This is a genomic window from Rahnella sp. Larv3_ips, assembly GCF_003697865.1.
Taxonomy (GTDB): Bacteria; Pseudomonadota; Gammaproteobacteria; order Enterobacterales; family Enterobacteriaceae; genus Rahnella; species Rahnella rivi.
Map to the genome: position 1 here is coordinate 309,332 of NZ_MJIB01000014.1, position 14,620 is coordinate 323,951.

Sequence of the window (14,620 nt, forward strand, 5' to 3'; positions counted from 1 at the left end):
CGCGGTTATTGTGTCCTTTAATTCAGACTTATACTGTATCTGTACCCCTTATTCTGAAGGGTGTAGCATCTTTCTTTATACAGCTGACTTTTATTTATGGTCCGGGAGACTGTGATGGAACTGAAAAATCATTCGCCACTTCAGGTTGGGATCCTCGTTTGTCCGGGGGTTGCCATCATGGATCTGCTCGGCGCTCATGCCGTATTCGGTATGACGCCGGAGGTTGAGTTGCATATCCTCTGGAAGAATAAAGATCTGATCGAGGCCTCGCCCCGCCTGCCTATGGCCGCGACCACCACGTTTGACGAGTGCCCGCCGCTGGATGTGCTGGTCATGGGCGCGGTGCCCGCAGACATGAACCGCAACCCTGACATTCTGGCGTTCATTGCCCGTCAGTCGCAACACGACCCGTACCTGATGGCAATCTGCGGCGGCGCGCTGCTGTTAGGCGCCGTGGGCCTGCTCAAAGGGCGCAAAGCCACCACCAATTTTCATCTGCTGGAAAGCCTGCCGCTGTTTGGGGCTGAAGCGGTGCCGGGCGGCGCGGTGGTTCAGGATGGCAAATTGCTGACTGCGGGCCCGGCCACCGGCGGGTTTGAAGCTGCGCTCAGGGTACTGGCAGCGTTGCGTGGCGAACATCAGGCAAAACTGGTTGAGCTGACGATTGAATATCATCCTCAGCCGGTATTTGGCGTTGGCACGCCGGAACGTGCAGGCGAGGAATTAACCCGTCAGTCGAAAGCCTTATATAAAGATCATTTCGGTGCCTGCCGTGATGCCGCGTTGTCGTATTACCGCGCGCGTTAAACGCCTGATGGCGCACATACGCTGTTCTTTTCATTCCGGCACACAGATGCCGGATAGTGTTTTTTATTAATCCATACTTTTTTAAACCCCAGGAAATAAATCAATGAAGATGTTAATGATTATCGTCACCCTGTTTGCACTGACCGGTTGCGTGGAATATAAATGGGTCAAAGCCGACAGCACAGACCAGCAGGAAATGCTGGCCGAAACAGAGTGTCAGGCTAACGCATTACGGGATCTGCCACCGGATAATATCGTGACCGATAAATACACCTCCAAAGATAAGAAAACCAAAAAAAGCGACACCAGCTATACCATCGAAGATATCAATCAGGATAAACGCGAAATTCTGGTGAAAAGCTGCATGCTGAATAAAGGCTGGAACCAGATTGAAATTCAGCACTGATATTCTTCCGGCAGGTTATTCCGTTACATCATCATGAGATAAGATTATGCAGCAGATTAATTTCAAACAGGTTGATGTCTTTACCACCGCGCCTTATAAGGGCAACCCGGTGGCCGTTATTATGGATGCCCGCGGGCTGAGCGACAGCCAGATGCAATCCATTGCCAGCTGGACAAATCTTTCTGAGACGACGTTTGTTCTTCCGGCTGAGGATCACAGGGCCGATTATCGGGTACGCATATTTACTCCCGCCAGCGAATTGCCTTTTGCCGGGCATCCGACGCTCGGCACGGCGTATGCCTTGGTGGAATCCGGCAGCATTACGCCACGCGACGGGGTTCTCATTCAGGAGTGCGCCGCCGGGCTGATTGAACTGAACGTTACCGCACCAGACGCCGCGCCGATGTCCATTTCATTCCGGTTACCTGAGCCGGTGATCACACCCCTGACTCCGGCACAAACGCAGGAACTGGAAGAGATCCTCGGCTGCCCCATTGACCGCAGCCTCGCGCCGGCACGGGTCGATGTCGGTGCGCGCTGGGTGGTGGCAAAAACCACCGACGCCGCGCAGGTGCTGGCCACCACGCCGGACTTTGCCCGGCTGGCGCAGCATGACGCGGCCATGAACATCACCGGCATCTGCCTGTACGGTTTACACGCGGGCGCGACAGATATGCACATTGAAGCCCGGTCATTCGCTCCCTCCTGCGGAGTCAATGAGGATCCGGTGTGCGGCAGCGGTAATGGCAGCATCGCGGCGTTTATGCGCCATCATCAGGTCGCATTGCCGGATGACGGCATCGTCAGATCCTCACAAGGTCAGAAAACAGGGCGCGACGGAAAACTGGTCCTGCGCATCACCAGGGACCATATCTATGTCGGGGGCCATGCAGTGACGTGCATCAGCGGGAAAATCTGCGCATAACGGGTCGCTGCCGGACGCCGGTAACGACAGGGAAAGACGTTTTGCCCTCCTTCCGCCGCGCTGACGCCTGACCCCGACGTGCCGGTCTGTAAAAAACCCTTTATTGTTCGCCGCTGAATGGCTGAACAATAAAGGGTTTTTTTATGGCTTGCGATGGCAGCCCTTCAAAGAAGATGCCCTTTATCGAGCGACAGGACGCCATCATCCTGAAGTTTTTTCAGCACGCGGCTGATCGAACTTTTGGATAAATGCGTGGTTTGCCCAATCAGTGCAAGGGCAGAAAATCTCTTTTTAATATGATCGGGCAAATTTTGCAGACGCGTAATCGCATTGCATACCTCTTTGGTGGCATCGCCATTATTATCTGAAATAAAATAGATCATATTGGTAAACCGCTGGGATAAAATATAGAGCACATCTCCCATCATCTGATGAGAGAAAATAATTCGCATACAGTTTTTTAACGTGATGTAACTTATCTTGCCATAATCGATCCGCTCGAGATAAATCGGATAATCTTCACGTAATGCGGGTAAGAATCCGATCACCGAAGGCGAGGTAATAAGTTCAATGACTTTGTCGTCTTGTCGTCGCTTGACAAAATAATCACCCTCTTCGATAACAAAAACTAGCTGTTCTCCTTCTTTATTAAAATTGTACCGTCGCTTACCTTTATAAACTTCATCAGGAGTGGCTGTTTGACAAAAAGGCATTATTTCTTTGATGACCCGGGCGTAACACCGGTTGATATCAATACTTTGGTATTTCATGGCGTGTCTTGTATTCAATGATCAGGGTTAATGGCTATTAACCCCGTGGATTGACTCTATTTCTTTTTGACAATAATGGAATTAAGCAATGTCATTCGTAATTAAAATAAAGCATGGCGGTGGCGACGACCGTGCCTGCCGAAGCAGTCTGGGTATCAAATATTTTGTAAAAGGCGTTAATGTCTATCACGACATTACTGCTGTCTCCCCCTCTGACAATGTTTAAAATGGACGTCGCGGTGTTTTGTGTGGTGGCAGCCGATAATGAAATATCACTGCCCGCACTGTTTTTCAGCGCGATGCCAATCCCACTGGAGGTCGATGAACCGTTTCTCATCACCAGATTGTTGCTGTCCACGATATCTGCGCTGTACAACCAGGCGGAAATTCCCCGGGTGGACGCATTGACCAGCGTGTTGGAACAGGTCACCGGCAGCTGAACCGGCGTTGAACCGGTATCCATTCCCAGTTTTAAGTCGCTTAATGAGACTTTCGGTAAATGGACATTTTGATCTGGCATGTCACAGGTGGTTTCCGGCGGATTAAAGGTCACCGTCAACTCGTTGTAGGCCAGATATTTTGACGTCCAGGCTTTCGATGCCACAATCGCGGCGACCTGATCGACCGTCGGGATCTGGGCAAAAATCCCCCAGTTGGTGTTCTCCAGTACCAACGGGGTCAGGGTCGCGACCCCCGTGGTGGTGCTCTGACTGAAATTAGCGTTCACTGCGCCGGGTGCGCGGGGCAATAAGGTGGCCGTCAGCGTATAGCTGACGGCTGTTGAGGTTTGATTGCCTGGGCCGTATTCCTGCCTGCTGATGAAATCGGACACCTTAAAGTTTACCCAACGCGAAATTCCGGCGGGGCTGATGTATTCCACCCAGTAACCATTTGCCATCGGGCTGATGTAGTTAACGCTGGAACTCCCAACAACGAGGGTCGAACAGTTCAGACTTATATTGGCAAAGGTACTGCGCGATTCCGTTGCCGTGTCTGTGGTGGTAAATAACGATGAAAGATCCAAACTTTCTGAAAATAATGTCGGAGTGCTACCGCCATTTACCCTCACGCAATCCGCCCACGCGGCAGGTGCCATTAACGACAAAAGAATAATGATTATTTTTTTCATGTTAATCCTGTTTACAGTACGCAGATATTTCTTTGCGACTTCGACGGGTTGGTAACTTTACATTTCTGCTGTTTTTCATCTTGCGTATATTTCACAAAAATAAACTTCGGCAAAACGTCAGCTTTGATATACATCTGGCTGCCCTGGGAAACATATCCCAGCGCCGCATTTTTTTTATCGAGCAGTTCAGCGCCAAAAGGTAAAGGTTGCCCGTCGCTCTTGTACGCCTCAATAACAAAAACCTTTCGGGTATCGGTATTGTATTTCACATAACTGATACTTCCTGCCCAGGGAGCCACGTGGCGAATATTGCCTTTCACTTCCGCATCGGCATCATTATTTTCCAGCCGGAAATTATTCATACGATAAGGCGCCGCATACGGATAAAGTACCTTGCCGCTTTTATTGGTTTTCATTGCCGGATTACCATTGACCACCGCGTTAGCCACGCCGGGCGAATCCAGAATAACAAACGTCGTTCCGCTGGATCCGGAGGTCAGTAAACCGCCGCTCCATAACACCGCGCTGCCGCTGGCACCAAAGCCTGCCTGACGGTAGTTGTTTGATTCACTGTAATTCCCGGTCAGTTTCACCGCCGAGGTGCGCATCGCCCCCCAGGCGTTAAGGGTGGAGGTGCGGTTGGTGTTATCGTCGGCCATACTCAGGTTGTAATCGACGTTGTCCGTCGAGCCGTTGAGCCCGATGTCGCTGTTCGCATATTTGCCGTCTTTCATACCGCTGCGGGTCACCAGGCTGGCATTGGTATCAAATATTTTCAGCGGGATAGTAATCGACAGATCAATGCGATTTTCATCCTGGCTTCTGCTCCTGCCATAATGACTTTCGTCATACTGGTTGCTGGAATCGTCCGCATCATATTCATAATGTGTCCGCCGCGCGGAAATACTCCAGCTGATATCACGCCAGAGATTACTGTAGGTCAGGCTGTACTGCCGCGTGGACTGATTGCTATTCCAGTAATCACGCCAGTAAGCATCAAGCGCAATACGACCCCAGCCATCATCAAGGGTTTGATCCAGGCTGATGCTGTAGGTCTTTTTACTTCTTTTATAACCTGACGTGCTGTTATCTTGTTGAATGAGCCGGTTGATATAAACGAAGTCATTGAAAGATAAATATTCCGCAGAATTATAATAATAACTGGCAATACTGATGTTGGTTTTGGTCGGCAAATAGCGGCTCCACGAAAACTTAATTCGCTGACCGTCTGACGACTGACCATTTTTCAACGTTGCCGAGGCCCGCTCAATATTGGATGACACAGAACCTAAATACGGCACGCTGACGGCTGCGCCCGCCAATAATGACTGGTAATCATTATTCAGCGTGGCCCCGCCGTACACAGACAGATAGTTATTCACCCCATAGGAATAACTCCCCTGCACAAATTCGGGGTGAAAATCGACATTGCTGATTTGCACCTTACCCGCATTCAGCATCCACTCCGAGGAGCCGGGGCGCAGCATGTCGCTGACCGTCGAAAACGGCACGATAAAACTTTCTGTCGAGCCACCGGCGTTGACAACATCGACCTGAAAATCGCTTCGCGAACCGGTAGGCATCAGATCTTCAATGGAAAACGGGCCGGCCGGCACGTTGACCTGATGAATGATCTGTCCATTCTGATAAATTTTGACCACAGCATTACTGTTCGCCATACCCCGGATAACCGGCATATAGGTGCGGTAACTGTCCGGGTACATGCGCAAATCTTGCCTGAGGCTCACGCCGCGAAAACGCATGTTGTCGAACCACGGCGATTCGGTATAGCTGTCCCCTACCCTCAGCAACGCGTTCATCCCCGGCAAAGGGCGCTCGAGGTAACGGGTGCTGTTCGTCCAGTAGCCACTTTTATTGCTGCGGTTACGCTGAAAGGTCGAGTTATCCAGCAACGACCAGCCCGCCAGATTCAGACCGCTTCTCATTGAGAGATAAATATTATCGGCATCGCTCACATCGTCTTTGCGGTGTGAGTTGTAATAACTGAAGTTGTAGCTGGTGTAAGCCCCGTTAATGCCCGGATCCCACATTTCTGGCGCCACCCAGCGCTGATCTTTGCTGATCACAAAAGCCTGAGGAATAACCAGGTTCAGTTCCATTTTACCGGTATTTAATGTCGTGCTGCCGCCGTGTAAAAAGGTGCTGGCGGGCAACCATTCTTCTGTTGTGTCCTTCATTTCCGCCGGTTTCTTGACCAGCAAAGAGCCGAAAACGTCCGGCTTCATAAAAATGTTGTTCTTTTCATCCACCTTGACGGGGAATTTCCCTCGCCATGCGCCGTTAACCGACACATCCAGATCGTAAATACCGGCGGAGATGACCTTGCTGCCGCTGCTCCAGTCGGCGCTGCCGATATCGCCCATTAAAAAGCTGCTGTTAAAAGCAGCGGTGTGCCCCTGTTGGGAATATAGCGCGGCTAAAAGTGCGTAAACGAGTTTTGACTTATTGAATACTCCAGAAATGGTGACTGACTTCCCGTTCATAATCCAATCCTAACAAATCATTTATACTCAACAACAAAGGGAACCCGGCTGCCGTAATCGTCCACATGCACCATCTGATATTTTCCTGGTGTCGCTGGCATCTTATTAATGGGCTGGCAACTGAAAGGAGAAAGCGTCATTGCGCCGTCAAGCAGATTCCCTTTTATATTGTTCTGTACGGTCCGGCTTTTCCCATCCCATTTCATGACCTGCGAAACAGTGACGTAATAAGGCGTCGGATTATCAGCACACAACTTGCCATTTTCTGAACGCTTAAGGCTGACAAGATCAGAGATTTTATCAGCTGATATTTTTAATGATGCCGGGCGCCAGAAAAGCTTAATTCGGTTTCTGATAGCAACCTGGAGATAGTTTCCATTATCTGCGGCATTCTCAGGTTCAGGCGGAACGTCAATAACGTTCAGCCAGAACAGACTTTCACGATCTTTAGGTAATGCTTCTGACAACGTATTTTTACTGATGCGTAATGTCTGTCCGTCATTGGCATTAATTTTCACAACCGGCGGGCTGATCATGAAAGGCGTATTTAATTCTTCAGGTTTAGCCTCCGCCCTGCCGTCATCGATCCAGGATTGTACAAGATGTGTATTCTTGCTTTTATTCACCAACTGGACAGAGACACTTTTCGATTCAGAAGGAAATATAACGCGCGTGGAATTAAGCACGACGCTGGCTGTAGAAGAGAAACAAATAAAAGACAAAACAGCAAAAAGAGAGATATTCCTCACAACTAACCCCGGTGAAAACTGGCATTAAAAAAAAGGAGGGTGCATGACACCCTCCGTATTCATTACTCGTAGGTGAACATATAAGTTGCTGTGGTCACTACGGTACCGACAGAAGCGCTTGCGCCGCCATAGTTGTAGTAGTTTGCATAAAGAGTGATATCACCCTCTGCGCCATTGTCGAATACTGTGCCAGTAGTGCCATCAGTAGTAGTGGCAGAGGTTGATAAACCCGTAGAGATGTAGTTAGCCAAATCTACGGCAGTGCTGCCATCAGTGGTCAGGGTAATACCCACACCTGACGCTGTACCTGTTTCATTTTTCAGGTAAGTAGAATCATCAGAAACATTAGCGCCTGACACTTTCATTTTTAATTGCTGAGCCACTGTGCTTGTTGCATCAAAACCAGTACAGCCGCTTACAGCCATAGTGAAAGGTGTGGAACCTGCAGTCACGACACCGGCGGTATTGCTTAAATCAGTCAGCGCGATAGGCGCCAGGTTCACTGTGAAATCTGAACCGTTATTCGTGGTAACATTACAGGTCGCATCACTGACTGCGCCGCTGAAAGTAATTTTACCCCCTCCTACTGATTCAGTAGTAGCAGCGAATGCAGAACCCATTGTCAGTGCACCAGCAAATGCAGCAGAAACAACCAAACTCAGTTTTTTAATATTCATAAGAATCTCTCGAAAAATAACATCCATTTAAAGTAAATCCCGGCAATGCAGAAGAAATCAATTAAGCGATATAAGAAGTTCTCCCTGCCGAGCCATTACATTCTTGTTTTATTCCCTTGCTAAGGAAAGGGTTAAAAACAATCCGTCATTTAGAGAAATACCCCACCAATTGTTATTTAATCGGATTTATATACTGCCTGATTGTTAATTTATGGTGATTAACTTCAGGATAAGATGATTTTTCGGTGTAAATGAAAATGCTAATTATGTTGTGTTATTTGCATCATCTGACCGCCAATGTTTAATTATTGTTAATTTTCGTGACTTATTTTGTTTTCATGACAACTGAAAGCGCATTATTTTTGTGATTATCTTCATTGTCCGGAATTAAACGTTTAGCCCGCTGCAAAATCCGCTTATAAGAATAATCTCACCGAAGTCAGCTTATCACCTAACATGAGGCACTTGTTAAACGAACCAAATACAAGAGGCCATAAGAATAGTGCTTTTCGGTATTTGTTAATGGAGGTGTTTTCAGAACGAAGGGTAATTCACTGTGACCATGGAAATGGCGTGCAACTGGGGCTGTACGAAGAGAATGTTATTTAATAAAATGATGACTTTGTCCGGACGAGATATATTGGCAGGAAATAAAAAAAACGTCATTCATAATGAAAGACGTAAAGGTAGTGATTATATGTGTAAACCGGGATAGATAAGGCAGTCTGATTTTCTGGTGAGGTTGAATCTCAGCAAGACATACAGTTCCTGATCGCTTTTGATGTTAAAGTTTCTCATTATCTTGAGTTTGTGCGAATACACCGTTTTGGTATCACACCCTAAATCTCCGGCCATTTTTTTGACCGAGCAGCCGGAAAGGTACAAATGACTGAAATAGGATTGCTGGGGTGTGAGCGTCAGCTGTTTACAATGAAAGCAGTTCTTATTCTGAAACGTGAATTCATGTTGATCTTCATTGCTGATGGTGTCGAACATCTGACTGACTTGTGCAACAGAGTTTTTAAGGGACAGGGTCTGCATCCCGGCATGACAATACAAAGAAGTCGTTGTAACCGGATCATCAGAGTCACGTTCAAGTCCGATAACGATACTGTCTGGTTTTCGTATTTTATGCAGGGTATTACAGATGGAATTTCTGCCACATGAAATATTCATCACGATCACATCCGCTTTGCTGGCTTCATTCAGCTCGCCATCCTCAATATGAACTACTGAGGTTTCCCGTAATGTCAGACGGCTCAGGATTTCTGCCAGTCCGGTTGAAAAGTAGATATTATTATAGTTTATGACAGCAATAGATAATGGGGCAACTTCCGACATTCTGACCACCTTCATGTATAAAAGACTGACAGTAAAAACATAAGGCTACACTGTGGGCGAATTGCTTCTCATTTAAATAACACCCGGACAGTAACATGAATATAACAGCCTATATCCGCCCGACAACGTGAATAGCCTTCGCTGTGCCAGATAACAGGATTCATTTACACCTTCATGTTAATAAGTGATTAAATAAAAACCATTTATTGATGAATAAATAACATCTACTCCTGAATGGTGAGCCATATTATCCGGTTGTTATGCGTTAACTGTGGAATATCAAAACACCGGCAATGCCTTCGCGTTAATATAGCTGGCAAGAGCTTCCACGATACCGGCGTCCAGACAGCCGGAATTTGCGCTTTCCTGCATGATCCTCATACTTTGTTCATGCGACAAAGCAGAGCGGTAACAACGGTTTTCACGCAGCGCGGCGTAATTGTCCGCCACGGCAATAATGCGCGGACCTAAATCAAGCTGCGGTGAACGCAGATGAAACGGATAGCCGGAACCGTTTGGCCGCTCATGGTGGAAGCTGGCTATCTGCATGATGTCGTGCATACCGTCGATACGGGAAAGGATTTTACAGGTGAACTGAGGGTGTACTTTTATCTGCCTCATTTCGAATTCTGTCAGCGGCTGCTTTTTGCCAAGCAACCCGGCAGGCAGCGCCAGTTTGCCTAAATCATGCAACATCGCTGCAATGCGGACACGGGTTATGCCTTTTTTCGAAAATCCGTACAACTCAGCCAAGGTGGCGCTGTAACCGGCTACGGAGAAAGAATGCGCACAACCCGGATGACAGTGGCTGTCAATGACCTGCGCCAGCAGCGAAGACAGCGTTAATAACTCGTCATCATTGAGGTGATGGTCTGGCAGCGGCGACAGCGTTTGCAGGGTTTCGGGCAGTTTTACAGAAACATGGATTTTCCAGAACTCACTGTCCAGGCTCAGTTCACGCAGAGCAATCGCATCATCGAGGGAGTAGCGTAAGCCGATAGCATCACACAAGGTTTCGATAGCCTGCGCCGGGTAATAGCCGCGCGGATACTGGTTTAAGGTGAGTAAATCCAGCGAGTCGGCCAGATCCAGCAAACGGTTTTCCGGGTGATGGGGATTATCTCCGGTGATCAGATCTGCGCAGTCAGCCAGCAAGGCCGTATTTTTAATCAGTGCGTGGCAGTCAACCGGGGAATGCCGCCCTCTTCCCATTTCGCGCAACAGTGCGGCGACAAACACGCGTCGTTGTGACAGTGGGCTAAGATGACGATGAAGGGCAATACTGAGCGCAATCCAGGCGCGGCGCGCACCGCGATTGCCCTTTTCCGGATCCAGAAGGTCAAGTGCAGCAGAAAAGCCAAGCAGAAACTGAGTGAAGGTGGTGTACAAGAAAAACTCCCCTGCAGGGAGCGGTCAGGGTTTCAACCTCGTAAGCCTGCGGATAAATGAACGATACCTACAGGGAAACGTAATTTATCATGACAGACAATTTAATTATAAAAGCATCGTATATATAGGTTTTTATCTCGCTAAAAATCAAATTTACAGCGAATAAAATCAGATGTGTTATACCAAAATGATTCGCCGTCAAAACATCCGCAGGGATGACCGGAGGAAGATCTGGCTTTTTCAACCCGGATCTCAGACGGGGTTGTTTTTACACGTTTTACCAGGGCTTTACTGATATCAAACAGGGTCAGATGAAATATCTTATTGATAATACGATAGAATTTAATACCGATGACGGCACGCTGTTCTACCCCGCCAGCCAGGATGTGATCAGGTTAACCTTACCTGCCGCCCGTTTGCTGGAAGAGTTCCTCTCCTCCGGCGGGCATGAGCTGACGCGTGAGTATCTGCTGGAAAACGTCTGGGATAAGTATGGATTGCAGGCTTCGGGCAGCAATCTGAACCAGTACGTCAGCATTCTGCGGCGCAGCCTGGCAACCTTTGAATGCAATGAACTCATTATTACGCTGCCAAAAGTCGGCTTTAAACTGAATACTGCGGTGAGCGTCACAGCGCTTCCTTCTGCGCCAGCAGAGAAGTTCACCGTGATGACAAAGCCTGAAATCACGGCGAGTCGGCAACCACCGCCCGCGAGATCTCTGTGGCGAAAAGCGTTGCCGGGCCTGATATTTCTGCTGGCAGCCAGCGCGGGCGCTGCGCTGGTGTGGGAATACATTGATGCCACCAACGGCGTGACTGAAATCAGACGGCCTGAGATCGGGTGTGAAATCCTCTATCTGAAAGATATCCCCGCAGACGAAGAGACGCAGGTGGTTGCACAGGTGAGTCACGTGATGAAAGAGAATCATCTGACCTGTAACAACGAAAACATCATTATTTACAGCAGTGAGCTTTCCTCTTCTTCGAAAAATAATGCCAGAACCTTACTTTCCCTCTGTTCGACAGGTAAGAAGAAAGAAATTCTTTCCTGCGACAACTTCTATCATTACTCGTGGATCAGACCATGATCGTCATTAAGAAATCGAAATTCTATCTCGCCACTTTCGTCATTCTCGCGTCAGTCGCCGCCTTCCTGTTCTTTCCCGCCCGGGAGGCAATCGAGCCACTGAAATGCAAAGCGTTTGCCAGGGTTAAAATGGATATCGGCCAGGATCAGCTGATCTTCTCGGTGATAGAAAGCGTGCAGTTTTACGATAAAAATAAAGGCATTATTCAGTACGAAGGGGACGTCACATCCGCAGGGAAATCGACCTACCTCGCCCGCACGGTTTACCTCAGTCACGGCGTAAAAACCGACAAAAACACTTATCTTTTTATCGTTGACAAAGTGACAGCGTCACCTCTTAGCAATACCCCGGATTCCGACTTTAACCAGATGTGGCTGGAAAACAGCGGCGATAATGCCTCGATTGATATTGGCGTGAAAAAGATTCGCGACCAGGCATACGTGATCAGCAGCACCTATTCTCCGCAATTTGTCTGCGCGGCGTACTGATGCGGACGCGCCGACACAGCATAAAATATGCATGGCAAATAATTATCCCTATAAAAACCTATATATGCGGCCATTTCAGATATAAATTGATGGGCAAGGTCGTCTGACGTTTCATACCCCCTGACAAAATGTCTTTCGACCTGCAAGCAGTTTCGGCGTTAGCCGCAGCTTGCTCATTACATAATTAGGTAAACAAATGCGTAGCAACAAAATTAAATCAGCCATCGCGGCAAGTGCTTTAGTGGTGATGATGGCGGCAGCCGGTCAGGCTCAGGCCCTTGAGCTGGGTGCCAAAGCAGGCAGTGATTTCACCGAACTGGATGTCGGCATGGGCCGTCAGACCTCCGGTTTATACCTCAGCGGAAACTGGGCTAAAGACACCAAAAATGGCCGTCAGGTTGGCGGTATTGGTGCAGGCTTTAATATTCCTGTTGGCCCGGCGATGATTAATCTGGGTGCAAAAAGCGTTTATTTGCAGGGCACCACATCTGATAACGAAGGCGTTGCGTTCCCGGTTGGCGGCGGCATCACGATCCCGTTCACTGACAGCCTGGCATTTTATGGCGAAGGCTATGTCGCACCGGACGCGTTAAATAACAGTGTCAAAAGTTACATTGAAGCCGATGGCGGCCTGAGCTGGGTTCCGTTCCGCCCGCTGAAACTCAAAGCCGGTTATCGTTATGTCGGTATTGACGGCACGGCGGGTAACCCTAACGAACGCATTATCGATGGTGCATATTTAGGTGCCCAGCTGGATTTCTGATTGAAGGGCGTAATACGTAAAACGTCCACGCGATGATCAGACGAGCAGTCATTTTTTACTTCAAAGAATGACTGCTCTTGCTGTGAATACCGTTAACCCCGGCTTCCCCCTTTCTGAATCATGTCAGCCGCCATTCCGGTAGCCTCAATTCTTACTTTCAGGGTTCACCAGCACAGGCTGCTCGCGGTAATTCGCCGGGAACACCTGTTGCAGATCTTTAATTTTCGGCAGATCGTTCACCACAATGTACGGATAGTCCGGGTTATCGTTTAAGAAATTCTGGTGATAGGCTTCCGCCGGATAAAAGTGGGCGTTGTTTTCAACTTTTGTCACCATCGGTTCGCTGAAGCTTTTGCTGGCATTGAGTTGTGCGATGTACGCTTTTGCTACTGCGGCCTGCGCGGCATTTAACGGAAACACCGCCGAACGGTACTGACTGCCGGTGTCCGGCCCCTGACGGTTCAGCTGAGTCGGGTTATGTCCGACCGAAAAGAAGATATGCAGCAACTCACCGTAGCTCACCTGTGTCGGATCAAACGTCACTTTCACCGATTCGGCATGGCCGGTTTCACCGGTGCTGACTTCCTCATAATTTGCCGTTCCTGCTGCCCCGCCGGCATATCCGGATACCGCGCTGGTGACGCCTTTCACATGCTGGAACACCCCCTGGATCCCCCAGAAACACCCGCCGGCAAACAACGCGGTTTCGCTGTGCGACGTGGCTGCCGGTTCATCTTTTGCCGGGGCGGCGATCACCACGGCGGGCTCGGCTCCGCCCCATGACCAGGCGTTATTCTGAAACACAAACGCAGAGGCCAGCACCAGACCGGCGATCAGGCTGTAATTGCGTAACGACTTCACTCTTTTGTCGGTAATTTTCTTCATGGTGAACTTCCTGCCTGATTAAACGTTGGGGGTGAACGTCATTGCCAGCCCGTTCATGCAATAGCGCAGGCCGGTCGGCTGCGGGCCGTCGTCGAAAACATGACCAAGATGCCCGCCGCAGCGGCGGCAATGGACTTCATCACGCACCATGCCGAAGGAGGTATCCCGGCTGGTGAGCGCCGAATCGGGCAAGGGTTTCCAGAAGCTCGGCCAGCCGGTGTGGCTGTCAAATTTGGTCGCTGAGGAGAAAAGAGGAAGATTGCAGCCCGCACAGGCAAATTCCCCCGCCCGGTGCTCGTTGTTCAGCGGGCTGGAATAAGGCCGCTCGGTGCCGGCTTCGCGCAAAATGCGGTACTGATCGTCGTTCAGGCGCTGATGCCATTGAGCATCCGTCAGCATGATGTCGAATTTAGCGGATTTCGCCTGCGCGTCGGCACTGCGGGAAAACAGTGACGGGATCAGTCCCATCACCGCAGCAGCCGATACCGCGCCACTGCCCAGCAAGAAATTACGTCTGTTGATCATTGTTGCCACCGTTGCGGTTGCTGTCGATGGCATCAGAGTACAGGGCGAGGGATTACGGAATCCTCGCGGAGAGTTAACAGTTTTGTGATAAGTCGGGGCAGGAGGCCGCGGCATGGCGCGGCTTTCAGTTACAGATAGTGGAAGGTTTCGGTTTCTTCTCTGCGGTGATCCTCT

15 protein-coding genes are annotated in these 14,620 nt (G+C 49.2%); 6 read left to right on the forward strand and 9 right to left on the reverse strand.

The window, feature by feature from the left end; translation table 11 throughout:
* Nucleotides 1–114: 114 nt before the first annotated feature.
* From ED901_RS18025 to ED901_RS18035, 3 genes are all read left to right on the forward strand, one after another.
* Nucleotides 115–807 (forward strand): DJ-1/PfpI family protein, encoded by a 693-nt coding sequence (locus tag ED901_RS18025; protein ID WP_122096755.1) that lies wholly within the window; start codon nucleotides 115–117, stop codon nucleotides 805–807.
* A 103-nt stretch (nucleotides 808–910) separates the two neighbouring features.
* Nucleotides 911–1,213 carry a hypothetical protein gene (locus ED901_RS18030; RefSeq protein WP_056780048.1) on the forward strand — a complete coding sequence of 101 codons (303 nt, stop codon included), beginning with the start codon at nucleotides 911–913 and terminating at the stop codon, nucleotides 1,211–1,213.
* Between the two features lie 46 nt (nucleotides 1,214–1,259).
* Entirely contained in the window at nucleotides 1,260–2,138 is an 879-nt protein-coding gene (locus tag ED901_RS18035; RefSeq protein ID WP_122096756.1) for a PhzF family phenazine biosynthesis protein, read from the forward strand.
* 164 nt (nucleotides 2,139–2,302) lie between these two features.
* Here ED901_RS18035 and ED901_RS18040 read toward each other — a convergent pair whose 3' ends face one another.
* From ED901_RS18040 to ED901_RS18070, 7 genes are all read right to left on the reverse strand, one after another.
* The gene (locus ED901_RS18040) at nucleotides 2,303–2,908 is read right to left on the reverse strand and encodes a helix-turn-helix domain-containing protein (protein ID WP_056780042.1); all 606 of its coding nucleotides are present in this window, start codon (nucleotides 2,906–2,908) and stop codon (nucleotides 2,303–2,305) included.
* Between the two features lie 91 nt (nucleotides 2,909–2,999).
* Nucleotides 3,000–3,932: a fimbrial protein gene (locus tag ED901_RS18045; protein WP_162997897.1), complete on the reverse strand. Its 933-nt coding sequence runs from the start codon at nucleotides 3,930–3,932 to the stop codon at nucleotides 3,000–3,002.
* A gap of 116 nt (nucleotides 3,933–4,048) precedes the next feature.
* Nucleotides 4,049–6,541, reverse strand: coding sequence for a fimbria/pilus outer membrane usher protein (locus ED901_RS18050; protein WP_122096758.1), 2,493 nt, complete (start codon nucleotides 6,539–6,541; stop codon nucleotides 4,049–4,051).
* Nucleotides 6,542–6,558: 17 nt separating this feature from the next.
* Entirely contained in the window at nucleotides 6,559–7,290 is a 732-nt protein-coding gene (locus ED901_RS18055) for a molecular chaperone (protein WP_122096759.1), read from the reverse strand.
* A gap of 62 nt (nucleotides 7,291–7,352) precedes the next feature.
* Complete coding sequence (locus ED901_RS18060; protein ID WP_240993968.1) at nucleotides 7,353–7,994, reverse strand: fimbrial protein; 642 nt, start codon at nucleotides 7,992–7,994, stop codon at nucleotides 7,353–7,355.
* A gap of 666 nt (nucleotides 7,995–8,660) precedes the next feature.
* Nucleotides 8,661–9,308, reverse strand: a complete 648-nt coding sequence (locus tag ED901_RS18065) for a LuxR C-terminal-related transcriptional regulator (RefSeq protein WP_162997898.1) — start codon at nucleotides 9,306–9,308, stop codon at nucleotides 8,661–8,663.
* A gap of 279 nt (nucleotides 9,309–9,587) precedes the next feature.
* A complete protein-coding gene (locus tag ED901_RS18070) occupies nucleotides 9,588–10,697 on the reverse strand; it encodes an HD-GYP domain-containing protein (protein WP_122096762.1) in 1,110 nt (369 codons plus the stop codon).
* 311 nt (nucleotides 10,698–11,008) lie between these two features.
* Here ED901_RS18070 and ED901_RS18075 point away from each other — a divergent pair, with 311 nt between their 5' ends.
* The 3 genes from ED901_RS18075 to ED901_RS18085 all read left to right on the forward strand — a co-directional run bounded on the left by ED901_RS18075 (nucleotide 11,009) and on the right by ED901_RS18085 (nucleotide 13,036).
* On the forward strand, nucleotides 11,009–11,785 hold the full coding sequence (locus tag ED901_RS18075) for a helix-turn-helix domain-containing protein (RefSeq protein ID WP_122096763.1): 777 nt from the start codon (nucleotides 11,009–11,011) through the stop codon (nucleotides 11,783–11,785).
* On the forward strand, nucleotides 11,782–12,273 hold the full coding sequence (locus ED901_RS18080) for a FidL-like protein (protein WP_122096764.1): 492 nt from the start codon (nucleotides 11,782–11,784) through the stop codon (nucleotides 12,271–12,273). The genes ED901_RS18075 and ED901_RS18080 overlap by 4 nt, the downstream gene beginning before the upstream one ends.
* Nucleotides 12,274–12,469: 196 nt before the next feature.
* Nucleotides 12,470–13,036 carry a YfaZ family outer membrane protein gene (locus tag ED901_RS18085; protein WP_122096765.1) on the forward strand — a complete coding sequence of 189 codons (567 nt, stop codon included), beginning with the start codon at nucleotides 12,470–12,472 and terminating at the stop codon, nucleotides 13,034–13,036.
* Between the two features lie 144 nt (nucleotides 13,037–13,180).
* On the opposite strand, the gene msrA is transcribed toward ED901_RS18085, so the two are convergent.
* Nucleotides 13,181–13,921: a peptide-methionine (S)-S-oxide reductase MsrA gene (msrA, locus tag ED901_RS18090; protein ID WP_122096766.1), complete on the reverse strand. Its 741-nt coding sequence runs from the start codon at nucleotides 13,919–13,921 to the stop codon at nucleotides 13,181–13,183.
* 18 nt (nucleotides 13,922–13,939) lie between these two features.
* The gene (gene msrB / locus ED901_RS18095; RefSeq protein WP_056780016.1) at nucleotides 13,940–14,446 is read right to left on the reverse strand and encodes a peptide-methionine (R)-S-oxide reductase MsrB; all 507 of its coding nucleotides are present in this window, start codon (nucleotides 14,444–14,446) and stop codon (nucleotides 13,940–13,942) included.
* Nucleotides 14,447–14,620 lie beyond the last annotated feature (174 nt).

Excerpts from the sequence above, each read along its gene's own strand:
- ED901_RS18025 (WP_122096755.1), top strand. The coding sequence starts at position 115 with ATGGAACTGAAAAATCATTCGCCACTTCAGGTTGGGATCCTCGTTTGT.
- ED901_RS18030 (WP_056780048.1), top strand. The coding sequence starts at position 911 with ATGAAGATGTTAATGATTATCGTCACCCTGTTTGCACTGACCGGTTGC.
- ED901_RS18035 (WP_122096756.1), top strand. The coding sequence starts at position 1,260 with ATGCAGCAGATTAATTTCAAACAGGTTGATGTCTTTACCACCGCGCCT.
- ED901_RS18040 (WP_056780042.1), bottom strand. The coding sequence starts at position 2,908 with ATGAAATACCAAAGTATTGATATCAACCGGTGTTACGCCCGGGTCATC.
- ED901_RS18050 (WP_122096758.1), bottom strand. The coding sequence starts at position 6,541 with ATGAACGGGAAGTCAGTCACCATTTCTGGAGTATTCAATAAGTCAAAA.
- ED901_RS18060 (WP_240993968.1), bottom strand. The coding sequence starts at position 7,994 with ATGGATGTTATTTTTCGAGAGATTCTTATGAATATTAAAAAACTGAGT.
- ED901_RS18065 (WP_162997898.1), bottom strand. The coding sequence starts at position 9,308 with ATGTCGGAAGTTGCCCCATTATCTATTGCTGTCATAAACTATAATAAT.
- ED901_RS18075 (WP_122096763.1), top strand. The coding sequence starts at position 11,009 with ATGAAATATCTTATTGATAATACGATAGAATTTAATACCGATGACGGC.
- ED901_RS18080 (WP_122096764.1), top strand. The coding sequence starts at position 11,782 with ATGATCGTCATTAAGAAATCGAAATTCTATCTCGCCACTTTCGTCATT.
- ED901_RS18085 (WP_122096765.1), top strand. The coding sequence starts at position 12,470 with ATGCGTAGCAACAAAATTAAATCAGCCATCGCGGCAAGTGCTTTAGTG.
- msrA (WP_122096766.1), bottom strand. The coding sequence starts at position 13,921 with ATGAAGAAAATTACCGACAAAAGAGTGAAGTCGTTACGCAATTACAGC.
- msrB (WP_056780016.1), bottom strand. The coding sequence starts at position 14,446 with ATGATCAACAGACGTAATTTCTTGCTGGGCAGTGGCGCGGTATCGGCT.